The sequence below is a fragment of the Kitasatospora sp. NPDC002040 genome, assembly GCF_040296785.1.
Taxonomy (GTDB): domain Bacteria; phylum Actinomycetota; class Actinomycetes; order Streptomycetales; family Streptomycetaceae; genus Kitasatospora.
In genome coordinates this window covers 642,960-666,107 of the sequence record NZ_JBEOXV010000001.1, presented here as the reverse complement: position 1 = coordinate 666,107, position 23,148 = coordinate 642,960, and the positions used below count along the sequence as shown (strand labels likewise).

22 protein-coding genes are annotated in these 23,148 nt (G+C 73.3%); 17 read left to right on the top strand and 5 right to left on the bottom strand.

The features are described 5' to 3' along the window. Positions 1–15: 15 nt before the first annotated feature. The 3 genes from ABT118_RS03160 to ABT118_RS03150 all read right to left on the bottom strand — a co-directional run bounded on the left by ABT118_RS03160 (position 16) and on the right by ABT118_RS03150 (position 4,707). Complete coding sequence (locus ABT118_RS03160; RefSeq protein ID WP_350644506.1) at positions 16–1,296, bottom strand: SUKH-4 family immunity protein; 1,281 nt, start codon at positions 1,294–1,296, stop codon at positions 16–18. Then, the gene (locus ABT118_RS03155) at positions 1,293–4,268 is read right to left on the bottom strand and encodes a toxin glutamine deamidase domain-containing protein (protein ID WP_350644505.1); all 2,976 of its coding nucleotides are present in this window, start codon (positions 4,266–4,268) and stop codon (positions 1,293–1,295) included. Before ABT118_RS03155 ends, ABT118_RS03160 begins: the two co-directional genes overlap by 4 nt. Positions 4,269–4,359: 91 nt before the next feature. After that, on the bottom strand, positions 4,360–4,707 hold the full coding sequence (locus ABT118_RS03150) for a hypothetical protein (RefSeq protein WP_350644503.1): 348 nt from the start codon (positions 4,705–4,707) through the stop codon (positions 4,360–4,362). A gap of 236 nt (positions 4,708–4,943) precedes the next feature. Here ABT118_RS03150 and ABT118_RS03145 point away from each other — a divergent pair, with 236 nt between their 5' ends. After that, positions 4,944–5,717: a DUF3109 family protein gene (locus ABT118_RS03145; RefSeq protein ID WP_350645096.1), complete on the top strand. Its 774-nt coding sequence runs from the start codon at positions 4,944–4,946 to the stop codon at positions 5,715–5,717. A 22-nt stretch (positions 5,718–5,739) separates the two neighbouring features. Here ABT118_RS03145 and ABT118_RS03140 read toward each other — a convergent pair whose 3' ends face one another. Then, positions 5,740–6,903 (bottom strand): NADH-quinone oxidoreductase subunit D, encoded by a 1,164-nt coding sequence (locus ABT118_RS03140; protein WP_350644502.1) that lies wholly within the window; start codon positions 6,901–6,903, stop codon positions 5,740–5,742. Then, positions 6,900–7,904 (bottom strand): SAM-dependent methyltransferase, encoded by a 1,005-nt coding sequence (locus ABT118_RS03135; RefSeq protein WP_350644501.1) that lies wholly within the window; start codon positions 7,902–7,904, stop codon positions 6,900–6,902. Before ABT118_RS03135 ends, ABT118_RS03140 begins: the two co-directional genes overlap by 4 nt. A gap of 105 nt (positions 7,905–8,009) precedes the next feature. Between ABT118_RS03135 and ABT118_RS03130 the strand changes: the two genes are divergently transcribed. The 16 genes from ABT118_RS03130 to ABT118_RS03055 all read left to right on the top strand — a co-directional run bounded on the left by ABT118_RS03130 (position 8,010) and on the right by ABT118_RS03055 (position 23,146). Next, positions 8,010–9,203: a sensor histidine kinase gene (locus ABT118_RS03130; protein WP_350644500.1), complete on the top strand. Its 1,194-nt coding sequence runs from the start codon at positions 8,010–8,012 to the stop codon at positions 9,201–9,203. A 10-nt stretch (positions 9,204–9,213) separates the two neighbouring features. Next, a complete protein-coding gene (locus tag ABT118_RS03125; RefSeq protein WP_350644499.1) occupies positions 9,214–9,903 on the top strand; it encodes a response regulator in 690 nt (229 codons plus the stop codon). Positions 9,904–9,987: 84 nt separating this feature from the next. Continuing rightward, positions 9,988–10,935: a Rossmann-like and DUF2520 domain-containing protein gene (locus ABT118_RS03120; protein ID WP_502884457.1), complete on the top strand. Its 948-nt coding sequence runs from the start codon at positions 9,988–9,990 to the stop codon at positions 10,933–10,935. After that, positions 10,935–11,834 carry a pantoate--beta-alanine ligase gene (gene panC, locus ABT118_RS03115; protein ID WP_350644497.1) on the top strand — a complete coding sequence of 300 codons (900 nt, stop codon included), beginning with the start codon at positions 10,935–10,937 and terminating at the stop codon, positions 11,832–11,834. The genes ABT118_RS03120 and panC overlap by 1 nt, the downstream gene beginning before the upstream one ends. Before the next feature lie 42 nt (positions 11,835–11,876). Further along, positions 11,877–12,326, top strand: coding sequence for an aspartate 1-decarboxylase (gene panD / locus ABT118_RS03110; RefSeq protein WP_350644496.1), 450 nt, complete (start codon positions 11,877–11,879; stop codon positions 12,324–12,326). A 13-nt stretch (positions 12,327–12,339) separates the two neighbouring features. After that, positions 12,340–14,001 carry an L-aspartate oxidase gene (locus ABT118_RS03105; protein WP_350644495.1) on the top strand — a complete coding sequence of 554 codons (1,662 nt, stop codon included), beginning with the start codon at positions 12,340–12,342 and terminating at the stop codon, positions 13,999–14,001. Between the two features lie 121 nt (positions 14,002–14,122). Beyond that, entirely contained in the window at positions 14,123–15,085 is a 963-nt protein-coding gene (gene nadC, locus ABT118_RS03100) for a carboxylating nicotinate-nucleotide diphosphorylase (RefSeq protein WP_350644494.1), read from the top strand. Positions 15,086–15,111: 26 nt separating this feature from the next. Next, a complete protein-coding gene (locus ABT118_RS03095; RefSeq protein ID WP_350644492.1) occupies positions 15,112–15,906 on the top strand; it encodes a type III pantothenate kinase in 795 nt (264 codons plus the stop codon). 117 nt (positions 15,907–16,023) lie between these two features. Next, on the top strand, positions 16,024–16,716 hold the full coding sequence (locus ABT118_RS03090) for a hypothetical protein (RefSeq protein WP_350644491.1): 693 nt from the start codon (positions 16,024–16,026) through the stop codon (positions 16,714–16,716). Between the two features lie 96 nt (positions 16,717–16,812). Beyond that, the gene (locus ABT118_RS03085) at positions 16,813–17,928 is read left to right on the top strand and encodes a hypothetical protein (RefSeq protein ID WP_350644490.1); all 1,116 of its coding nucleotides are present in this window, start codon (positions 16,813–16,815) and stop codon (positions 17,926–17,928) included. Between the two features lie 159 nt (positions 17,929–18,087). Beyond that, the gene (locus tag ABT118_RS03080) at positions 18,088–19,779 is read left to right on the top strand and encodes a hypothetical protein (protein WP_350644489.1); all 1,692 of its coding nucleotides are present in this window, start codon (positions 18,088–18,090) and stop codon (positions 19,777–19,779) included. Between the two features lie 117 nt (positions 19,780–19,896). Beyond that, on the top strand, positions 19,897–21,468 hold the full coding sequence (gene lysX / locus ABT118_RS03075) for a bifunctional lysylphosphatidylglycerol synthetase/lysine--tRNA ligase LysX (protein WP_502884456.1): 1,572 nt from the start codon (positions 19,897–19,899) through the stop codon (positions 21,466–21,468). A 4-nt stretch (positions 21,469–21,472) separates the two neighbouring features. Beyond that, positions 21,473–21,622 carry a hypothetical protein gene (locus tag ABT118_RS03070; protein ID WP_350644488.1) on the top strand — a complete coding sequence of 50 codons (150 nt, stop codon included), beginning with the start codon at positions 21,473–21,475 and terminating at the stop codon, positions 21,620–21,622. 101 nt (positions 21,623–21,723) lie between these two features. Continuing rightward, entirely contained in the window at positions 21,724–22,134 is a 411-nt protein-coding gene (locus ABT118_RS03065; protein WP_350644487.1) for a BlaI/MecI/CopY family transcriptional regulator, read from the top strand. Between the two features lie 18 nt (positions 22,135–22,152). After that, the gene (locus tag ABT118_RS03060) at positions 22,153–22,680 is read left to right on the top strand and encodes an amino-acid N-acetyltransferase (RefSeq protein WP_350644485.1); all 528 of its coding nucleotides are present in this window, start codon (positions 22,153–22,155) and stop codon (positions 22,678–22,680) included. A gap of 115 nt (positions 22,681–22,795) precedes the next feature. Further along, positions 22,796–23,146: a histone-like nucleoid-structuring protein Lsr2 gene (locus tag ABT118_RS03055; RefSeq protein WP_350644484.1), complete on the top strand. Its 351-nt coding sequence runs from the start codon at positions 22,796–22,798 to the stop codon at positions 23,144–23,146. Positions 23,147–23,148 lie beyond the last annotated feature (2 nt).

Below are 23,148 nucleotides of genomic sequence, written 5' to 3'. Positions count from 1 at the left end.
GTCGTCAGGCAAGAACTAGAGCACCCCGTGCCAGAGCTGCTCGACGATGACGGCCCACCAGTTCTCGGGGTCGTTGAAGACCGTCCGGTCGAGCCCCGCCAGGGACCACTGGAGCTCGGCCACGGCCTGGCCGGCCGCCAGCGGGTGCAGGTCGCGGAGCTTGGGCAGCCGGTCCGCGAACAGGGCCAGCGAGCGGACGAACGCGGTCAGGTCGGCGTTCACGTAGCGGGTGGCGGCCGTCTCGGGGTCGACCGCGCGGATCCGGCCCTGGGCGGTGTCGACGCTGAGCAGGGCCCAGCCGTCGGTACCGATCAGCAGCTGGCCGAGCAGGTCCCGCCGGGCCTGCTCGCCGGCCCGGCCGGCCAGGCCGCGGGCGGCGAGGTAGCCCGCCAGGTCCGGCAGGACGGGCTCGTCCGGGGTGCCGTCCGCGATCCCGTCGGAGACCGGGTGGTGCAGGGTGAACCAGCCCTCCAGCAGCACCGGGAGGCCGATCCGCTGGAGCGGGGCGGCCACCGCCTCGGGCAGGTCGGCGGCCGCGGTGTGGGCGGGGTCGAAGCGGCGTACGCCCTGCGGGCCGAACTGCGCGGCCAGCCGGGCCACCAGGGCGGCCTCCGCCTCCGGTTGAGCGGGCGGGACGTTGGTGGGGAACGGCACCCGGTTCGGCCGGGGGTTGGCCGCACCGGCGGCCCGGACCGCGCGGGCCCGGCCGTCGTAGCGCGGGCCGTAGGCGAGGTCGTGGCTGTGCAGGGCGGTCGGGAGCGCGGCCAGCACGGCGGCCGCGACGTAGCCGCCGGGCAGCATCGCGGGCCGCAGGTCGGTGTGCACCGAGACCACGTCCTCGGGCGGGATGCCCTGCTCGGTCAGCTGCCGCCAGGCGCGCAGGGCCGGGTGCGGGCGGCCGGTGGCGGAGCGCAGCACCAGGGTCCGGTCCTCGCCGAGGGCGTCCCGGTAGCCGATCTGGGTCCGGCAGCCGGGGCCGATGGCGGGCGGCAGGGCGGGGTCGTAGTCGCCCGCGCCGGTCCGGTCGCGGTAGAGCCGGATCACCTGCTGGACCGGGACCGAGGGCCAGACGGTGAGCTCACCGGTGAACCGGTCGACCACCGCGCAGGCCGCGCCGAGCTCCTCCGGGGCGCGGCGCTCCCCCGACAGCGGGTCGAGCCGGACCGGGGCGGGCTCGGGCCAGACCACCCAGCCGAGGTCGAACTCGTGCGCCCTGACCGGGCGCGGACTCTCCTGGGCCAGCTCGCCGTTGACCCACCGGTGGGCGGTGTCGAGGGCCTGCGCGAGGGTGGTCATCGACGGGCGCTCCTGGCGGTGTTGCGGTGGATGGTCAGGCGCGAACGCGGCGGGGCGGGCGGCTCCGGTACCGGCTTGGCCAGCGGGTCGGGCGCCGGAGCCGGGGTCAACTCGACTACCGGGATGGAGGGTTGGAGCGCCGACAGGTCCAGCGGGCGGCCGGAGGCCTCCAGTGCGATCGCCCACAGGCCCTGGTCCGCCGGGTGCAGCGGGGCCGCCGAGCGGTAGCCGGTCTGCGGGTCGAGGTAGGTGAGCGTCTCGCCGGAGACGAAGGCGTTCCAGGTGTGCGAGCGCCCGTACTCGTCCAGGGTGAGCAGCACCGCCTGGGCGCCGGAGCCGCACCGCCGGAGCACCTCGGCGAGCTGGCCGAGCGCCTCCGCGCCGTAGCCCAGGTCCTTGAACTGGGTGCCGAGTTCGCGCTCCGCCCGGTCCCGGCCGCCGAACTCGCCGGCCGGGCCGTCGGGCAGCCGCGGCGCGCCGCAGGTGATGTTGCCGAGGTAGCTGTCCAGCGCGGACAGGGCCAGGTCGAGGCCGTTGTTGGCCCGGCCGGGCTCGCGGAAGCCGCCGGCGTTCAGCGCCTCCGGCCAGTCGCCGAAGCGCGGGTCGGGGTGGACCGAGGGCGCACCCTCCGGGTCGCGCGGCACCCGCCGCTCCAGCTCGGCCTGGTGCGCCGGGTCGACCGGGCCCAGCCCGCCGGCGGCCCCGTACGGGCGGCCGTCCGCGATGATCCGGGCGCGTTGGCGCTCGCCCGGCTGCTCGGGCGCGGTGCGGCGGTAGGAGTGGGCGATCAGGAACATCGCGGCCACCGGCGCGGCCTGGGCCGGGTGGGCCAGGCTCTCGCCGTCCCGGCGGCGCGCCTCGGGCAGCACCTCGAAGGCGCGCAGCGGGACCGCGCCCATGGCGGCCGCACCGGACGAACCCGGGTGCGTGGGAAGCGGGTTGGGCACCAGGCCGACCGCCTGCGGCGGCCCGCCGAGCGGACGGCCTTGCCCCGCGCCGGGGGCGTGCTGCGGGGCGCCCACGGCACCGACCGCACCGACCACGCCCGACTGGCCGCCCGCGCCGGCCCCTCCGGCGGCGCCGGGAGCGCCAGGAGTACCGGCTGCCACCGGAGTTGACGGAGCGGCGGCGACCGGGGCGGCGGCCGCGGCCGGCGGCGGGGCCACCGGCGGCGCACCGACCGGTCCGGCGGGGGCGCCGCCACCGCCGGAGACCGGGCCGAGCCCGGACGGCGCACCGCCGGCCGGCAGCGACGACTCGCCACCGGGGCGGCCGCCGAACACCGGCGCCGAGCCGGCGTCGCCGTGGACCGGGCCGACGTTCACCGGGGAGGGCGCGACGGCCACCGAGTCGGTGCGGACCGAGGCGGGCCCGTGGTGCACCGGCGCGGACGGGGTGGAGTCGTAGCCGTAGTCGTAGTCGACCGACACGGTCGGGCGCTGCGGCCCGTACCCGCCGCCCACCTGGGCGGCCGGCTCGCTCCGGTGCGAGCCGCTGTCGCCCCAAATGCTGCTGCTGCCATGGCTGTTGCCGTGCACGGGGGCGCTGTGTCCGCCGCCACCCTGGAACGGGTCGGCCTGGACCGAGGCCGAGAGCGGACCGGCCTGGACCTGGACGCCGGCCAGCGGCCCCCGGCCGCCGGCCGGGTCCGGCCCGTGCCCGTGCGCCTGGTCGAACTCGCTCCCGCGGCCCTGGCCGTGCCTGTTGTCGTGCTCCTTCAGCTCGATGTCCGCATCGACCCCGCCGGGACCGACCTGGAGGTCGACCCCCACGCCGCCGAGGTTGACCCCGACGCCGGCGCCCGACTTCTCCGGGCCCCGGACCGTGTTGCCCTGGTCGTCGACCATCACCGTCCGGCCGTGCGAGTCGGTGACCAGGGCGCCGTCCGCACCGAGCTTGGCGACGTGGCCGTCGGTGCCCCGGACCGGCGCGCCGTTCTGGTCCAGCACGACGACCTCACCGTCGGTGCCGAGCAGCGGCTTCCCATCGTGGCCGAGCGCCACGCTGACCCCGGCCGCCGCTATCAGGCCGCCGGTGCCGACCAGTGCCAGCCCGCCGTGGCCGTCCCGCAGCGGCCTGCCCTCGGCGTCGACCGCCAGGCCGACCACCGGCTTGCCGTCCGTGCCCAGCACCGCGACCCGGCCGTCGTCGCCGACCACCGGCCGGCCCTGCGCGTCCTTGGCCACCATGAGGCCCTCGACGCCGCGGACCTGCTTGCCCTGCTCGTCGACGATCACCGGCTGCCCCTGGGCGTCGGTCACCAGCTCGCCGTGCCGGCCGACCTTCGCCGACAGCATCCGGACCCCGGCCACCGCCCGCCCGCCGAGCAGCGCTCCCGCGGCGGCCGCACCGGCGGAGTGCGCGGCCCGGGTCGCGTACCCGTCGGCCTGCGCGATCCGCTCCAGGGCGACCACGGGGGGCTCCTTCAGCGCCTGCTGGAGCCCCTCCTTCATCTCCCGGCCGAGCTCCTCCAGCAGGTTGCCGACCTTGTGCTTGGCCATCTGCACCGCGACCAGCTCGCCGGCCCCGACCACCACGTCGGCGATCGCGTCACCGATCACGCCGAGCGCGGCGTGGGCCACCGCCTCGACCTTCTGCGCGACCTTGATCTCCTCGGCCAGGTCGTGCAGCGCCGCGATGATCTCGGCCTTGCACGAGTCCACCGCCCCGGCCGCCCGGTCGAACGCGGCGGCCACCAGGTCGGCGGCGCTCTGCGCGTCGTCCAGGCTGCCCCGGCCGCCACCGGTGAAGCCGCGCCAGTGCGCGGCGAAGGCGTCCACCGCCTGCCCGGAGTTCTCCCCGGTGACGCGCTGCGCCGAATCCCCGCCGCGGCGGCTCAGCCGCTCCGCCTCGGCGCCGAACTCCCGCCAGACACCGGCCGCGCGGCGCAGGCCCTCCTCGTCGGCCTGCGGCCACTCATGGCCCAACCTGGCCAGTACCGGGACGAGTTCCTCGGGCACGCTACGGGACACCAGGCCCCTCCTTCCGGGTTCTGCGGGGACGGACAAGCTGGAGACGGACAGCAACACGTACGGACGGGCCGCCGCGGTTCCCGACGGTGCGTCAGACCACCAGCGGCTTGCCGGTGTGCACCTTCGCCAGATCGGCGCTCACGTCGCCGTCCGTACGGTCGACCTCCTCGGCCATGCCCGCCAGATTGGCCCCGACCTTGCCCAGCCGGTCGGCCAGTCCGTTCAGCCCGGCCAGCAGCATGCCCTGGGCCTCGGTGTACGCCGTCCCGAATCCGGCCCCCGGCGCGTCACCGCCCCACGGCGTGCCCAGACCGGTCAGACCCTGCTCCAGCGCCAGCGCGGCCCGGGCGTAGTCGTTCGAGATCTTCTCGAACTCCCTTCCCTCGCCGCGTACTTCCCATGGCTTGATCAGGAACTCGCCCGCGCCACCGCTGCCCATCCGCCCACTCCCCCAGTGCCCCCGTGCAGATACCTGGCCGCCATCCTAGGGCCAGGGCAGGGGCCCGTCGCAGGGCCCGTCCCGGTTTCTCACCGCAACTTCACCACCCGCCGGGGCCGTCACCGGGGAACACCCGGGCGAGGCCATACCCTTGACCGGTGGCAGCAGACAGCAAGAAGCACAGCAAGAAGCCCAAGGACAAGCAGGGCGGCACGATCGACCTCGCGATGCCGACCATGCGGCCCGAGGTGCCGCTGGACTTCGCCCGCGCCTGGGTCGAGTTCGCCGACCCGGGCGACGAGGAGCAGGTCTTCCGGTGCGACCTGACCTGGCTCACCTCGCGCTGGAACTGCATCTTCGGGCGCGGCTGCCAGGGCATCCGCCCGGGCCGGGGCGAGTCCGACGGCTGCTGCACGCTGGGCGCCCACTACTCCGACGAGGACGACGAGCAGCGGGTGATCGGCCACGCGGCCCGGCTGACCCCGGAGATCTGGGAGAACCACGCGCACGGCACCGACGCCAAGGGCCGGATCAAGGTCGACGGCGGCATCACCATGCTGGACGAGGACGGCGACCGGCAGACCCGCCGGGTCAACGGCGCCTGCCTCTTCCTGAACAGCCCCGGCTTCCCCGGCGGCGCGGGCTGCTCGCTGCACACCCTCGCCCTCAAGGAGGGCAGGGAGCCGCTGGAGACCAAGCCCGACGTCTGCTGGCAGCTCCCGGTCCGCCGCACCTACGACTGGATCGACCGCCCCGACGACACCCGCTACCTCCAGGTCACCATCGGCGAGTACGACCGCCGCGGCTGGGGCCCGGGCGGCCACGACCTGAACTGGTGGTGCACCGGCAGCCCGGACGCCCACGACGCGCCGGACCCGGTCTACGTCTCCTACCGCCCCGAACTCACCGAACTGATGGGCCCCGAGGGCTACGCCGTCCTGGCCGGCCTCTGCGACCAGCGGATCAAGGGCGGCGCCCTGGTCGCCCCGCACCCGGCCGACCCCAGCTGAGCTGAAGCTGTTCCCCGGGGCGCTACTTGTCGATGTCGCCGACGACGAAGAACATCGATCCCAGGATCGCCACCATGTCGGCGACCAGCGTCCCGGGCAGCAGCTCGGTCAGGGCCTGGATGTTGTTGAACGAGGCCGACCGGAGCTTGAGCCGCCACGGTGTCTTGTCGCCGCGCGAGACCAGGTAGTACCCGTTGATCCCGAGCGGGTTCTCGGTCCAGGCGTACGTGGTCCCCTCGGGGGCCTTGAGCACCTTGGGCAGCCGCAGGTTGACCGGCCCGGGGGCCAGCTGGGCCAGCCGGTCGAGGCAGGCGTCGGCCAGGGCGAGCGAGTTGACGGTCTGTTCGAGCAGGCACTCGAACCGGGCCAGGCAGTCGCCCTCCTCCCGGGTGACCACGGTGAGCACGTCCTGCAGCTCGCCGTACGCCAGGTACGGCTCGTCCCGCCGCAGGTCGAAGTCGACGCCGCTGGCCCGGGCGATCGGGCCGCTGGCGCCGTACGCGTGGACGTGCTCGGGCGAGAGCACCCCGACGCCGGCGGTCCGGGCCCGGAAGATCTCGTTGCCGAGGACCAGGTCCTCGAAGACCGGCACCTGCGAGCGGACGGTGGCGACCGCCGCCCTGACCCGGCCGAGCCAGCCGGCCGGCAGGTCCTCCTTCAGGCCGCCGACCCGGTTGAACATGTAGTGCATCCGGCCGCCGCTGGCCTCCTCCAGGACGTGCTGGAGCTCCTCGCGGCCGTGGAAGGCGTGGAAGACGGGGGTGATGCCGCCGAGCTCCAGCGGGTACGAGCCGAGGAACATCAGGTGGTTCAGCACCCGGTTCAGCTCCGCCAGCAGGGTGCGGATCCAGACCGCCCGCTCGGGCACCTCCATGCCGAGCATCCGCTCGACCGCGAGCACCACGCCCAGCTCGTTGGAGAAGGCGGAGAGCCAGTCGTGGCGGTTGGCCAGCATGATGATCTGGCGGTAGTCCCGGGCCTCGAAGAGCTTCTCGGCGCCCCGGTGCATGTAGCCGATCACCGGCTCGGCGGCGACGATCCGCTCGCCGTCCAGCACCAGCTTCAGCCGCAGCACCCCGTGCGTGGACGGGTGCTGCGGGCCGATGTTGAGCACCATGTCACTGGTGCCCAGCTCCCCGACAAGATTCTCGGCACCCGCGCCGACGCCGACCGTGGTCTCCCTCATGGGGTGAGAGTCTGCCATCCCGGCCGCCCCGCCAGGCTCTCCGGTACCGGCATCCGGACAGCCTGCAGCAGCCAGCCGAAGCCGCCGAGACCGGCCGGGTCGGTCAGCTCCGCGCCCTCGCCCGCGCCGCCGAGCGCGCGCAGGTACGCCACCGGATCGCTGGAGGCCAGCGCGAGCGGGGGGCGTGCGCCGTGCACGCCGAGGGCGTGCAGCGCCTCGCGCTGGGTTGTCCACAGGCTGTGGACACCGGGGACGGCCACCGAGTCCAGCGCCACGTGCGCGGTGAGGTCGCACGAGCCGTCCGGCACCGGGTGCACCTCCCGCCCGTTCCGGAACCCCGTCAGGGTGCCGAGCAGCGGACGCCGGTCCAGGGCGTGGGAGTAGTCCACCGCCACCGCGAGCCCCCGCTCCAGCGCACCGACCGCCCCGGCCCAGGCCGCGTCCCGGGACCCGCCCAGCTCGACCCGGGGCCCGTCCGGCCACCACCGGGCGGCCCAGTCGGCGTCCGCCCGGTCCGCCGGGCCGCCGAGCCGCTCCGTCCCGTCCGGGGCCACCTCGACGTACCGCAGCCCGCCGTCCCCGTCCCGCTCAGCCAGGTCGAGCGGGACGTTGTCCAGCCACTCGTTGGCGAACAGCAGGCCCGACACCCCGTCAGGCACCCGGTCCGTCCACACCACCCGCTCCGGCACCCCGGCCGGCCGGTCCGCCAGCTCCACCGCGTACGGGCGCAGCCGCCCGGCCAGCTCCGGGTCCACCGCCGCCAGCACCCCGGCCAGCAGTTCGCCCCGGCCCGCCCCCACGTCGACCAGGGACAACTCCTCCGGGTGACCGAGTGCGGCGTCCACCTCCGTCAGGAGGCGGGTCACCGCCCCGGCGTACTGCGGGGAGGCGTGCACCGAGGTCCTGAAGTGCCCCGCCGGGCCCTCCGGCCTGCGGTAGAACCCGCCGTCGGCCCCGTACAGCGCCTGCTCCATGGCCGTCCGCCACCGCATCCACCTCATGCCCCGGACGTTACCGGCGTCACGCCGGCTCTCCACCCTGCGGAGTAGGAGGGATCGCTCTCCCGGCGGACCTGTGCACCACCTTCGACTGCCTAGGCTTGAGCTGTGCATCGACTCAACGCCTGGTTCCGCCGTCACCCCATGGTGGTCGACTCCGCCTGGGCGCTGCTGCTTGCCTGCTTCGCCCTGCTCTCCACCGGCAACCAGAGCGGCTGGCAGGAGGACGTCGCCTACGTGCTGGCCGGCCTGGTCGGCGGGCTGATGGTGTTCCGGCGGCAGCACCCCGACGCGACCACGGTCGCCGCGGTGGTGCTCGGCATCGGCCAGCTGGTGGTCCGGGTCAACCCGGGCGTGGAGAGCGTCGGGTACCTGGTGTTCGCGTACACCGGCGCGGCCTACGGATCGGTGCTGACCTCCCGGCTGGCCCTGGTGGCCGGTCTCGCGGCCGGCCCGCTGACGCTGCTGCAGTTCCACGAGGCGGGCAGCTCGGTCGACGGCGGCCCCCAGCTGGTCTTCTTCTCGGTGCTGATGTCGACGCCGTTCGTGCTCTGCTGGGCCTGGGGCCGGCTCACCCGGGTCCGCCGGGCGTACCTGACCGAGCTGGAGGACCGGGCCGCCCGGCTGGAGCGCGAGCGCGGCGCCCAGGCGAAGATCGCGGTGGCGGCGGAGCGGGCCCGGATCGCCCGGGAGCTGCACGACGTGGTGGCGCACAACGTCTCGGTGATGATCGTTCAGGCCGACGGCGCCGCCTACGTGCTGGACAACTCCCCGCAGCAGGCCAAGGAGGCGCTCGGCACCATCGCCTCGACGGGGCGTCAGGCGCTGGTCGAGATGCGCCGGCTGCTCGGGGTGCTGCGCACCACCGACACCACCGAGGAGTACGTCCCGCAGCCCGGCGTGGCCGAGCTGCCCGAGCTGCTCGACCAGGTCCGCACGGCCGGGCTCCCGGTCGACTTCGACAGCACCGGCGAGGTCCAGGAGCTGCCCCGCGGCGTCGAGCTGACGGTGTACCGGATCGTCCAGGAGGCGCTCACCAACGTGCGCAAGCACGGCGGCCCCGACGTCCGGGCCCGGGTCGCGGTGGACTTCCGCGACCGCGAGCTGGAGGTGCTGATCGAGGACGACGGCCGCGGCTCCACCGACGACCAGTTGGTGGTCGGTGGTAGCGACGGGCCCGGCCATGGTCTGATCGGCATGCGGGAGCGGGTCGGCATGGTCAGCGGTGCCCTCGACATCGGGCCCAGGCCCGGCGGGGGCTTCCGGATCCGCGCGGTACTTCCCCTCAAGACCATCAAGTAAGGACTGCACCGTGACCATCAGGGTGATGCTCGTCGACGACCAGGAGCTGCTCCGCACCGGCTTCCGGATGATCCTCCAGTCCCAGGGCGACATCGAGATCACCGCCGAGGCCGGGGACGGCCAGCAGGCCCTCCAGGTGCTGGAGCACACCGAGGTCGACGTCATCCTGATGGACGTCCGGATGCCCCGGCTGGACGGCGTCCAGGCCACCCGCCGGATCTGCCTGACCGAGGACGGCGCCCCCCGCCCGGACTCCCCGCACGTGCTCATCCTGACCACCTTCGACCTGGACGAGTACGCCTTCGCCGCGCTCAAGGCCGGCGCCAGCGGCTTCCTGCTCAAGGACGTCCCGCCGATCGAGCTGGTCGCCGCGATCCGCTCCGTCCACGCCGGCGACGCCGTGGTCGCCCCCACCACCACCCGGCGCATGATCGACCGCTTCGCCGAGGTCCTCCCGCTCCCCCGCTCCACCCCCGGCTCGCCCGTCCTGGCGCCGCTCACCGAGCGCGAGCGGGAGGTCTTCCTGCTGGTCGCCCAGGGCCTCTCGAACGGCGAGATCGCCGCCAGGCTCACCCTCTCCGAGGCCACCGTGAAGACCCACGTCGGCCGCATCCTCGCCAAACTCAACCTCCGCGACCGGGTCCAGGCCGTCGTCCTCGCCTACGAGGCCGGCCTGGTCCGGGCCGGTGCCGGGGAGTAGCCGACGGCGGCCGCGGCCGTAGAATGACGCGGTACGTCCGGTACCTGCAGAGGACTGGAACGGAAGTAAGGACGACGGCGAGCCGTGAGCACCTTCGACGAGGCCGAATTCGGGGCCCTGGCCGATCCGTTCGGTGATCCCTCCGACCCCGGGAACCGGCCCGCGCGGCTGGCGGTCGGGGTGGTCGGGACGGGACGGGTGGGGCCCGCACTGGGGGCCGCACTGCAGTTGGCGGGGCACCGGGTGGTCGCCGCGTCCGGGGTCTCGCTGGCCTCGCAGCGGCGGGCCGAGGCACTGCTGCCGGGGGTGCGGCTGGTCAGTCCGCCGCAGGTGCTGGCCGCCGCCGACCTGGTGCTGCTGACCGTGCCGGACGACGCGCTGGCCGATCTGGTGGCCGGGCTGGCCGCCACCGGGGCGGTCCGCCCGGGGCAGATCCTGGTGCACACCTCGGGCGCGCACGGCGTCAAGGTGCTGGAGCCCGCGACCAGGGCCGGGGCACTGCCGCTGGCGCTGCACCCCGCGATGACCTTCACCGGCACCGGCGTGGACCTGGCCCGGCTGGCCGGCTGCCCGTTCGGGGTGACGGCCCCGGAGGAGCTGCGGCCGGTGGCCGAGGCACTGGTGGTGGAGATGGGCGGCGAGCCCGAATGGGTGCCCGAGGAGGTCCGCCCGCTCTACCACACGGCCCTCGCGCACGGCGCGAACCACCTGGTCACCCTGGTCGCCCAGGCCCTCGAACTGCTCCGCACGGCGGGCGTGGCCGAGCCGGGCCGCCTGCTCGGCCCGCTGCTCGGAGCAGCCCTGGACAACAGTCTTCGCTCCGGCGACGCGGCCCTCACCGGACCGGTCGCCCGGGGCGACGCGGGGACGGTCCGCCGTCATCTGCACCAGCTCGGTACGGTAGCCCCCGACATCGGGCAGGCCTACCGCGCGATGGCCCGCGCCACGGCGCAGCGGGCGGTCCGGTCCGGATCGCTCAAGGAAGAGTCGGCGGCTGCGCTGCTGGACGTACTCAACGAGGAGAACCCCTGATGGCCCGTGGCAAGCAGCAGCCGAGCAAGGCTCCGAAGGTGCACAAGGCCGAGCTGACCCACACGATCGCCGACTTCGAGCCCGCCTTCTGGCCGGACGAGCAGCCGGTGGACAACGCGGTGGTGATGACCATGGGCGCGCTGCACGAGGGCCACGCCGCGCTGATCCGGGCCGCCCGCAAGCAGGTCGGCAAGGACGGCCGGGTCGCCGTCACCGTCTTCGTGAACCCGCTCCAGTTCGGCGCCGGCGAGGACCTGGACCGCTACCCGCGCACGCTGGCCGCCGACGTCCGGCTGGCCGAGGAGAACGGCGCGGACGTGGTGTTCGCCCCGCTGCCCGAGGAGGTCTACCCGAACGGGACCCCGCAGGTGCGGATCACCGCGGGCCCGATGGGCGAGCGGTTCGAGGGTGCGGCCCGGCCGGGCCACTTCGACGGCGTGCTGACCGTGGTGGCCAAGCTGCTGCACATCACCGACCCGGACTTCGCCTTCTTCGGCGAGAAGGACGCCCAGCAGCTCGCGGTGATCCAGCGGATGGTCGCCGACCTGGACTTCGACGTCGAGGTGATCGGCGTCCCGACCGTCCGCGAGCCCGACGGCCTGGCCCTCTCCTCCCGCAACCGCTTCCTCTCCGAGTCCGAGCGGGAGCAGGCGCTGGCCCTCTCCAAGGCGCTGTTCGCCGGCCGCGACGTGGCCGCGCAGGGCCCGAAGGCCGTCCGCGCCGCCGCCTCGGCCGCCCTGGACGGCGCCGAAGGTGTCACCCTTGACTACCTCGCCCTGATCGATCCGGACGACTTCACCGAAGCCGCCGACGACTTCCAGGGCGAGGCGGTGCTGGCCGTCGCCGCGAAGGTGGGCTCGACCCGCCTGATCGACAACGCCCGCATCATCGTCCGGTAAGAAGCAGTTTCCCAGGCATGCACTCACAGGAGGCGTGACCCAATGCTCCGCACCATGCTCAAGTCCAAGATCCACCGGGCCACCGTGACCCAGGCCGACCTGCACTACGTCGGCTCGGTCACGGTGGACGAGGACCTGCTCGACGCCGCCGACCTGCTCCCCGGGGAGCTGGTCCACATCGTCGACATCAACAACGGCGCCCGGCTGGAGACCTACACGATCGCGGGCCCGCGCGGCTCCGGCGTGATCGGCATCAACGGCGCCGCCGCCCGCCTGGTCCACCCCGGCGACCTGGTCATCCTGATCGCCTACGGGCAGATGGAGACCGCCGAGGCCAAGGGCTACGTGCCCCGGGTGGTCTTCGTGGACGGCGACAACCGGATCACCGGCTACGGCACCGACGCCGCCGAGGCCCCCGAGGGCAGCGGCCTGCTGCGCGGTGACCAGGCGTACGGTGACGGGCACACCGCGGCCCCCACCGCCGCGCGCTAAGGAGCAACAGGACATGACCGTCTCGCACCGCCTCACCGCCCCGGCCCCGGGCTGGACCACCACCACGGACGTGGTCGTGGTCGGTTCGGGCGTGGCCGGACTCACCGTCGCCCTCAACGTCCGCAAGGCCGGCCTGCGGGCCATGGTGGTCACCAAGGCGATGCTCGACGACGGTTCGACCCGCTGGGCCCAGGGCGGCATCGCCGCCGCCCTGGGCGAGGGCGACACCCCCGAGCAGCACCTGTCCGACACCCTGGTGGCCGGGGCAGGGCTCTGCGACGAGGCCGCCGTCCGCACCCTGGTCACCGAAGGCCCGGACGCCGTACGGAACTTGATCGCCACCGGGGCCGCCTTCGACCTCGACGCCGAGGGCGAGATCCTGCTCACCCGGGAGGGTGGCCACCACCGCCGCCGGATCGCGCACGCCGGCGGCGACGCCACCGGGGCGGAGATATCGCGAGCCCTGGTGTCCGCCGTCCGCAGCGACCCCGGGCTCGAACTCATCGAGCACGCCCTGGTGCTGGACCTGCTCACCGATGCCGACGGCCACGCGGCGGGCCTGACCCTGCACGTGATGGGCGAGGGCCAGCGGGACGGTGTCGGCGCGATCCGGGCCCGCGCCGTGGTGCTGGCCACCGGCGGCATGGGGCAGGTCTTCTCGGCCACCACCAACCCGGCGGTCTCCACCGGCGACGGCGTCGCGCTCGCGCTGCGGGCCGGGGCCGAGGTGACCGACCTGGAGTTCGTCCAGTTCCACCCGACCGTGCTCTGGCTCGGCCCCGAGGCCGAGGGCCAGCAGCCGCTGGTCTCCGAGGCGGTCCGCGGCGAGGGCGCCCACCTGGTGGACGCCGACGGCGTCCGGTTCATGCTCGGGCGGCACGAGCTGGCCGAGCTGGCCCCGCGCGACATCGTCGCCAAGGCGATCACCGAGCGGATGCAGGAGCTCGGCACCGAGCACATGTACCTGGACGGGCGGCACTTCGGCGCCGAGATGTGGGCCGAGCGCTTCCCGACCATCCTGGCCTCCTGCCGCTCGCACGGCATCGACCCGGTCACCGGGCTGATCCCGGTCGCCCCCGCCGCGCACTACGCCTCCGGCGGCATCCGCACCGACCTGCTCGGCCGCACCACCGTGCCCGGCCTGTACGCCTGCGGCGAGGTGGCCTGCACCGGCGTGCACGGCGCCAACCGGCTGGCCTCCAACTCGCTGCTGGAGGGCCTGGTCTTCGCCGAGCGGATCGCCGCCGACCTGACCGCCCGGCACACCGCCGGCCGGCTCCCCGAGCGCTCGGTCGACGTGGCCGGGGCCCGGTCCGCCGCGACGGTGCCGCTGCTCACCTCGGAGGCCAGGGCGCAGATCCAGCACCTGATGTCCACCGGGGCGGGCGTGCTGCGGTCGGCCGCCTCGATGGCCGCCACCGCCGCCGGCCTGGACCGGCTCGGCGAGGAGGCCCGTACCCACACCACCGAGGAGAAGCCCGCCGACCCCCGGGTGGAGACCTGGGAGGCCACCAACCTGCACCTGGTCGCCACCGCCCTGGTCGCCGCCGCGGCCCGCCGGGAGGAGACCCGCGGCTGCCACTGGCGCGAGGACTTCCCCGACCGCGACGACACCCGCTGGCAGCTCCACCTCACCACCACGCTGGACGCCGCGGGCATCACGATCAGCCACTAGGGGCCCGGGGAACGGCGGCGCCGACCCCAGGAGCGTTCAACCTGCGTACCGGGTCAGGCACTCTGCCGTTCCCCTCTCCGAACCCCTGACTTCCGAACCATCTGCCAAACAGGAGCATCCGATGTCCCACACCCACGAAGAACTCCCGATGGTCGGCTGCGGCGACGCCTGCGGCTGCGGCGACGGCGAGGCGTACGAGACCGGCCTGGACCCGGCGCTGGCCGAGATGCTGGAGGCGGCCGGCCTGGACCCGGTCGAGGTGGAGGACATCGCCACCCTGGCGCTGGCCGAGGACCTGGCCGGCGGCGAGGACGTCACCTCGGTGGCGACCGTCCCCGCCGACGCGGTGGCGACCGCGGACTTCACGGCCCGTCAGGCCGGCGTGGTGGCCGGTCTGCGGATCGCCGAGGCCGTGGTCTCGCTGGTCTGCGAGGAGGAGTTCGAGGTCGAGCGGCACGTCGAGGACGGTGACGCGGTCGAGGCCGGCCAGGTCCTGCTCTCGGTCCGCAGCCGCACCCGCGACCTGCTCACCGCCGAGCGCAGCGCGCTGAACCTGCTCTGCCACCTCTCCGGCATCGCCACCGCCACCCGCGCCTGGGCGGACGCCCTGGAGGGCACCGGGGCCGTGGTCCGGGACACCCGCAAGACCACCCCGGGCCTGCGCTCGCTGCAGAAGTTCGCGGTCCGGGCCGGCGGCGGCAGCAACCACCGGATGTCGCTCTCCGACGCCGCGCTGGTGAAGGACAACCACGTGGTCGCCGCGGGCGGCGTGGCCGAGGCGTTCAAGGCCGTCCGGGCCGCGTACCCGGAGCTGCCGGTGGAGATCGAGGTGGACCGGCTCGACCAGATCCTGCCGGTGCTGGAGGCCGGCGCCGACCTGATCCTGCTGGACAACTTCACCACCGCCGAGCTGAAGCAGGCGGTCGAGCTGGTCGACGGCCGGGCCAAGCTGGAGGCTTCGGGCGGGCTGACCCTGGCCACCGCGCGCGAGGTCGCCCAGACTGGGGTGGACTTCCTGGCCGTCGGTGCGCTCACCCACTCCTCGCCGATCCTGGACATCGGCCTGGACCTCCGCTCTTCCTGATCCGTATCTAGCAGAAGGCTCCCCCCGTGCTCCTCACCATCGACGTCGGCAACACCCAGACCACGCTCGGCCTGTTCGACGGCGAGGAGATCGTGGAGCACTGGCGGATCTCCACCGACCCGCGCCGCACCGCCGACGAACTCGCGGTGCTGATGCAGGGCCTGATGGGCTCTCACCCGGTCGTCTCGGCCGAGGACCGGATCGAGGGCCTGGCCATCTGCTCCTCCGTGCCCGCCGTGCTCCACGAGCTCCGCGAGGTGACCCGCCGCTACTACGGCGACGTCCCCGCGGTGATCGTGGAGCCGGGGGTGAAGACCGGGGTGCACGTCCTGATGGACAACCCCAAGGAGGTCGGCGCCGACCGGATCGTCAACGCGCTGGCCGCCAACCACCTGTACGGCGGCCCGTGCATCGTGGTCGACTTCGGCACCGCCACCACCTTCGACGCGGTCAACGAGCGCGGCGACTACGTCGGCGGCGCGATCGCGCCCGGCATCGAGATCTCGGTCGAGGCGCTGGGGATGCGCGGCGCCCAGCTCCGCAAGATCGAGCTGGCCCGCCCCCGGAACGTGATCGGCAAGAACACCGTCGAGGGCATGCAGTCCGGCATCCTGTACGGCTTCGCCGGGCAGGTCGACGGGCTGGTCGAGCGGATGGCCAAGGAGCTCTCCAAGGATCCGGACGACGTCCAGGTGATCGCCACCGGCGGCCTGGCCCCGCTGGTCCTGGGCGAGGCCGCCACGATCGACGTGCACGAGCCGTGGCTCACCCTGATCGGCCTCCGGCTGGTCTACGAGCGCAACAAGCCCGCCACCGCCTGAGCGGGGCGGCGAAGCCCTGACGGACCGTCACTCCTCCGATGAGCCGCAGATAGGCCAATCGGTACAGACGCGCGGCAAATAGCCATAAATCGGACGTACGCCACGTACTGTCATGGCATGCCGACGCCACACGGATCGCGCGGCGGCATGGCCTTCAGCGCCGACGAAGTCCGCGTGTTGCGCCGTGCCCTCGCCCAAGCGCTGTACCCGGTCCACATGCCGTACCCGACTCCTGCGGGTGAGCTGTGGGCCGAGGACGTCCAGGAGGCCCTGCGCCTCGCCGAGGCCGTGGACGAGGCCGTGCAGGAGGGCGGGCGGCTGCGCTCGTTCCTGCTCGCGGACCTCGCCCGGTACCGGGCCGCCCTGCCCGGCACCGTCTCCGGCTACCTGGAACGCCTGGAGGAGGCCATCACCGACGGCTACCTCCCCACCGCCGAGGACCTCACCGCCCTCCGCGCCCTGACCCGGCTGCCCTGCGGCGGCGGCGAACGCTCCCGCCGCTCCCGGCTGGCGGGCCGCTGCCACGCCATCGCCGAGGCCGACGTCCGCGAACGCCTCGCCCTCGGCACCGGTCAGCGGCACCTGACGGCCGTACCAAGCCCCGCCGCGCATCTCAGCGGCGGCTCCCCCGATCCAGCTGGAGGACGGTTCCCGATGACCGATCACGCCGCGGCCCCGAAGTCGCCCGCAGACGCCCGCCCGCAGCCCCGCCGGATGCCCACCCCCGCCGAGCTCTTCGGCCGCCGCACCCACACCGAGCCCAGCGCCCCGGCCCCCGCCCAGGACGACCTGGAACTCGCCACCGGCTGACCCCCGGTCAGGGGAGGCTCCCCCGCCTCCCCTGACACCGGCCCCCGTCCGCCCCTAGAGTGCACCGGACCCTCCGTACGCACCCCTGGGACGGCCATGCCCCTGATACGCCCGGCACTCCGGCTAGCGACCGCCCTGCTGGCCGGTCTCGCCCTGACCGGCCCCGCCCTCCCCGCTGCGGCTGACAAGGGCCCCGTGGTCTACGACGGGCCGTTGGCGGTGTCGCTCCTCCCGTGGGACCCGACGCCCGTCCGGGGTGCCTTCCTCGGCGACGTCGGTCCGTACGAGGCCGTCCGGACCCGGTTCGATGCCCGTGACCTGGCCGGGGTCGCGAACATGAGCGCAACCCCCGACTGCACCCCGGACGGTACGGCGTACGTCTGCCGGCACTGGCACGTCGAGGGACTGCCCGTCTGGGGATCTCTCCAGCTGATGCGGGCCGAGGGTGCCGAGGCGGGCGCCAGCGGCGTCCTGCACATCACGCTGACGAACGCGACGGGCACCTTGGCCGAGGTCGACGTCACCATCGTGATCGGCGGCCCCAACCTGGAGTTCGGCCCGCTCCCGACACCGGCCGACCAGCCCCTGGGCGAGGTGGTCAGCCCGTCGCTGCAGATCACCAACACCGGTACGCTCCCCGCCGAACGGGTCATCCTGACCCTCACCCCGGAAAAGGGCGCCACGATCGCGGAGCAGTTCGGCAACTGCAGGTACGCGAAGACGTCGGCGGTGGTCTGCGTCGTCGACAGCCCGATCGCCCCCGGCGAGACCGTCACTCTGGACCCGGTGCCGATCACCTTCGAACTACCCACATCCTCGGTGGAGTTCGCCGCACAGGCCAACTGGGACAGCCGTCCCGCCAGCAGCGAGCGGCAACTGGAACAGCTGGGTTACGAAACCGGCTCGGGTCCCCACCTGACCTTCGGCCGACCCGAGACCCCGGTCACCGCCCTGGGCCCCGTCGGCCTCCACGACTCCTGGAGGTCCTACCGGAGCAGGGTGTCCCTTGCCCCCGCACCCACCGCGAACCCGTCGGTCGGGAGTCCAGCCGGATCCCCGGACGTCCAGGCGTCCGGCTCCTCCATCACGACCGCCGACGCGTCCGGGCGGCCGGGCAGCGCCGTCGCCACCGCCGTGGTCGCCGCAGCGGCCCTGGTCGCCGCGACGGCCGGTCTCGCGCTCCGCCGCCGGGCCCGCCGGCCGGCCGACTGAGCGCCAGGCTCGGGCGCGCTGTAACAGTTCTGCTGCAATGGATTCCTGAATCGACCGCTCCTGCGACGAGTTGACCGACTTGTCCTGCCCGTCGCGCAACGGTCGTTCGATCACACAATTTAGAGTGCGCGGCGAAGACCCTGTGACCGAAGGACAGCAGTGGCACTCATACGCCTGGCCCGTACGTTCGGAACCGCCGCCGTCATCACCCTCCTCCTGGTCGGCGGTGCCCGGCCCGCTTCGGCGGAGAACGACCTCGGTTTCACCTTCCTCGGCGCTTCCACCCTCTCGCTGGATCCGGCCGAGCGGCCGAGCGACCTCTTTCTCACCATCACCCAGCAGGGGGAGGGCACGCCCGAGGACCTCAGGGTCAGCTACGACACCCGCGATCTGGCCGGGGTCGCCGAGCTCGGCACGGCCCTTGGGTGCGAGGTCACGGGCACGGTGCACCGGTGCGAGCAGCCCTCGCCCGCCCCCGGCAGCGCCAGCACCGGCGGAAACCCCTACCTGAGTCCGGCCGAGGGTGCCGCGATCGGCGCCAAGGGCGTCCTGCACATCACCGTGACCGGCTCGAACACGAAGCCCGCCGCCCGTGACGTCGAGGTCTTCGTCGGCGGCCCGAACCTGGTCCCGAAGTGGCCGGAACCCCTGAAGGACGTCAAGCCCGGTAGCACCCTCAGCCCCCGGCTGGAGGTCACCAACGAGGGCCGGCTCCCGGCCCAACGGGTGATCGTCCAGGCCACCCTCGGCCCCGGAGCGAAGTTCCGCCAGCAGTTCTCCAACTGCGAGTACGCGACCACGCCACCATGGCAGACCTACCGGATGCCGAGCACCTACATGGTCTGCACCATCGACAGCCCGGTCGCCCCGCAGCAGACGGTGCACCTCGATCCCCTCGCCATCGAGGTCACGGGATCCGAGTTCAAGGGCTTCCTCGCCTTCGAGGTGTTCGGCAACCGGGCCCTGGAGCGGAACGACCTGCGGAACTCCTACGCATTCGAGCAGGGCACCGGACCCCGGCTCACCTTCGGCAGTCCGGAGACCCCGGTCGACGACGTCGGCGGGCCGGACCTGTTGACGGGCCGTCACGACAGCACGTTCGGATTCGACGTCGCCACCACCTCGGACCACGAGGCCCTCGGCCGGTGGACCCCCGCGGGCAACGGCCGGCGCGGCACCCTGACGATCGGCGCCCGGAACAACGGCCCGGCCGACTCCTCGGACTACTTCCGCGACCAGGCCACGTCCGTGCGCCTGCACCTGCCCGACGGGGCCCGGGTGGTCACCGACCTCCCGGCGGCCTGCCACGACGCGGCGTGGGACGCGACGCAGCTCCTGGGCCCGGGCTACTACTGCTCCCTGTCGCAGCTGGGCCGGGTCGGGGAGGAGCTCTCGTTCGATCTCGGGCTCGAACTCGACGCCCCGGCCGCCGGTCTGAGCGCCCGGGTCTCGCTGCAGGACCGGACCAGCACGTACCAGCCCGGCCACCTCTCGGCGGTCGACCCGAACGACCGGACCCCGGTCAACGACGTCGTCCTGGTCCGGCTCGGTGAGCAGCCGGGCCGTGGCACCCCGGCCACCGCGCGCGCTGGGACCAGCACCGGCACCGGCCCGACCGACTCCGCCACCCCCGTCGAGAGCTCCGGCGCCCCCACGAGTTCCGACTCCGGCGCGCGGGCGACGCCGGGCTCCTCCTCCCGGCCGCTCGCCTCGACCGGCGGCGGCAGTGGCGCCGGCCCGATCACCGGACCGGGCACCCTCGGAATCGTCCTCGGCGGCGCCGCGGTCGTGCTCGGCCTCGGCGTCATCGCGGTGACCCTGCGCCGCCGCCGGGCCGGCGGGCGCGCCTGACGGACCCGCTGCGCCCGGGCGGCCCCGGAGAGGTCCTGCCGACCTCTCCGGGGCCGCCGCCGTGTCGCGGCGATATCCCGTGGCGGTCGCCCCCGTAACGGTCGATACCCTGGTGTGGTGAGCGATCAGAACAGCATCCCCGCGACCGACGACCTTCCCGAGCAGATGCGCGTCCGGCGCGAGAAGCTGGACCGGCTCCGGGCCGCCGGCGTCGACCCGTACCCGGTCGGCTTCCCCCGCACCACCACCATCGCCGACCTGCGCGCCAAGCACCCCGACCTGGAGCCGGACGTCACCACCGGCGAGCGGGCCGGCGTGACCGGCCGCGTGGTGCTGGCCCGGACCGGCGGCAAGCTCTGCTTCGCCACCCTGCGGGACGGCTCGGGCGACCTCCAGGTGATGTTCTCCCTGGACAAGCTGGGCCCGGAGCGGCTGGCGGCCTGGAAGGCCGACATCGACCTCGGCGACCAGGTGGGCGTCGAGGGCGAGGTGATCACCTCCAAGCGCGGTGAGCTGTCCGTGCTGGTGGACCGCTGGGAGCTGACCGCCAAGTGCCTGCGGCCGCTGCCGGACAAGCACAAGGGCCTGACCGACCCGGAGGCCCGGGTCCGCCAGCGCTACGTCGACCTGATCGTGAACCCGGAGGCGCGGGAGATCCTCTACCTGCGCAGCAAGGTGGTCCGCTCGATCCGCCGCACCTACGAGGAGCGCGGCTACATCGAGGTCGAGACCCCGATGCTGCAGCCGGTGCACGGCGGCGCCAACGCCCGCCCGTTCACCACCCACATCAACGCGTACGACATCGACCTCTTCCTGCGGATCGCGCCGGAGCTGTACCTCAAGCGCCTGGTGGTCGGCGGCGCCGAGAAGGTCTTCGAGATCAACCGCAACTTCCGCAACGAGGGCGCCGACTCGACCCACAACCCCGAGTTCACCTCGCTGGAGTCGTACGAGGCCTACGGCGACTACGACACCCAGGCCGAGCTGATCCGGGCCACCATCGTGAACGCGGCCCGGGACGCGCTGGGCACCACCGTGGTGCGCGGCATCGGCCCGGACGGCGCCGAGCACGAGATCGACCTGGCCGAGCCCTGGGCCGAGGTCAGCGTCTACCCCGGCATCTCCGCGCACCTCGGCACCGAGGTCACCCCGGAGACCGGTGTCGACGAGCTGCGCGAGCTGGCCGACAAGGCCGGCATCCCGTACGAGAAGGAGTGGGGCCACGGCCAGATCGTGCTGGAGATGGTCGAGCGGCTGCTCGAGCACCACGCGATCAAGCCGACCTTCATCAAGGACTACCCGACCGAGGTCTCCCCGCTGACCCGCCAGCACCGCTCGATCCCGGGCGTGGCCGAGAAGTGGGACCTGGTCATCTTCGGCACCGAGATCGGCACCGCCTACTCCGAGCTGGTCGACCCGGTCGAGCAGCGGGCCCGGCTGACCGCCCAGTCGCTGCTGGCGGCCGGCGGCGACGTCGAGGCGATGCAGGTGGACGAGGACTTCCTGCGCGCGCTGGAGTACGCGATGCCGCCGACCGGTGGCCTCGGCCTCGGGGTGGACCGCCTGATCATGCTGCTGACCGGCAAGAACATCCGTGAGACGGTGCTCTTCCCGATCGTGAAGCCGACCGCCAAGGCCGCCAAGGCCGCGGACGGTGCCGAAGGTTCCGACGTTTCCGAAGAGGAGTGACCTGGTGGACTACATCAGTGCGATCGTGCCCCCGCTGGTGATGGCGATCGGCTTCGGCTTCCTGGTGCGGGCGATCATCCGCTCCCAGGGCGGCGCCCAGCGCGCCAAGGAGGACGCCCTCGCGGACGCGCTGGCGGCCCGGAACGCCGAATAGCAGCCCCGGCCCGACGCGCCGTCACCCTCCGGGGTGGCGGCGCGCCGGTTTGCGGCGAATCAGCAAAGTTTGTCCGGAACACTCCCTATCCTGGCCGGACTATGGTGCGGCAACTCGGAGAACTCGAGAACGACATCATGACCAGGGTCTGGCAGTGGAACCGCCCGGTCACCGTTCGCGAGGTTCTGCAGGATCTTCGGTCGGAACGCGAAATCGCGTACACCACCGTGATGACGGTGCTCGACAAGCTCTTCAGAAAGGGCTGGCTCCGACGGGAGCAGGTCGGTCGCGCCTATGTATATGAGCCGGTCTCGTCCCGCGAGGCATACACCGCGGCCCTCATGAACGACGCCTGGGCGACCAGTGACAATCCGGCCGCGGCACTGGTTCACTTCTTCGGCCTGATGTCGCCCGAGCAGCGCGAGGCACTCCGGGACGCCCTCCGGGTCACCGCGCTCGCACCCCCCGATAGCGGGCCCGAAGGTGATCCGGGGGAGACCGGAAGCGCCTGAGCACGATAGCGTCCCGCCATGGAGGTCACCATCCGCCGGGCGCGGACCAGCGACGTGCGCGCAGTACGGCGGCTCATCGACGGCTACTCGCGGGACGGCATTCTGCTCGACAAGCCGACCGTGACGCTGTTCGAATCCGTACAGGAGTTCTGGGTCGCGGAACGCGACGACACCGGTCTCGTGGTCGCCTGCGGCGCACTGCACGTGATGTGGGAGGACCTGGCCGAGGTCCGCACCCTGGCGGTCGATCCGTCCTGCAAGGGCCTGGGGGTCGGCCACCTGGTGCTGGAGAAGCTGGTCCACACCGCCCGCTGGCTGGGCGTCCGTCGGATTTTCTGCCTGACGTTCGAGGTCTCGTTCTTCGCGAAACACGGTTTCGTCGAGATCGGTGAAACCGACGACAGTACAGCAGATCCGGCGGCGATCGCTACGGATGTCTATGAGGAACTTCTACGTTCGTACGACGAAGGTGTCGCGGAGTTCCTCGACCTGGAGCGGGTGAAGCCCAACACGCTGGGCAACTCAAGGATGCTGCTCCGCCTCTGAACACCCGGCGGAAGAGGTCGGCGGACACCTTCGGAGCAGCCAGGGGTTTGTGTTTTCACGAAAAAGGCGCTTTCCTTTCTCTAGGCAATGGGTCGTTTAGCGGAAAGGGAAGCCCGTGGCACAGAGGGTGCAGGTCATTCTTGAAGACGATCTCGACGGCGGTTCGGCGGACGAGACCGTGACGTTCGCCCTGGACGGCGTGGCCTACGAGATCGACCTGAAGAGCGCGAACGCGGAGAAGCTGCGCGGGCTGCTGGCCCCGTACGTGGACAAGGGCCGCAAGCAGAGCGGCCGACTGGCCGGAGCGCGCCGGGGCACCGCCCGCGGCACCGGCCGCCCGGCGGCGAGCGCCCCGGACACCGCGAAGATCCGCGCGTGGGCCAAGGAGAACGGCTTCAACGTCAACGACCGCGGCCGGGTCCCGAGCGACGTGCGCGAGGCGTACGAGCAGGCCAACGTCGCCTGACG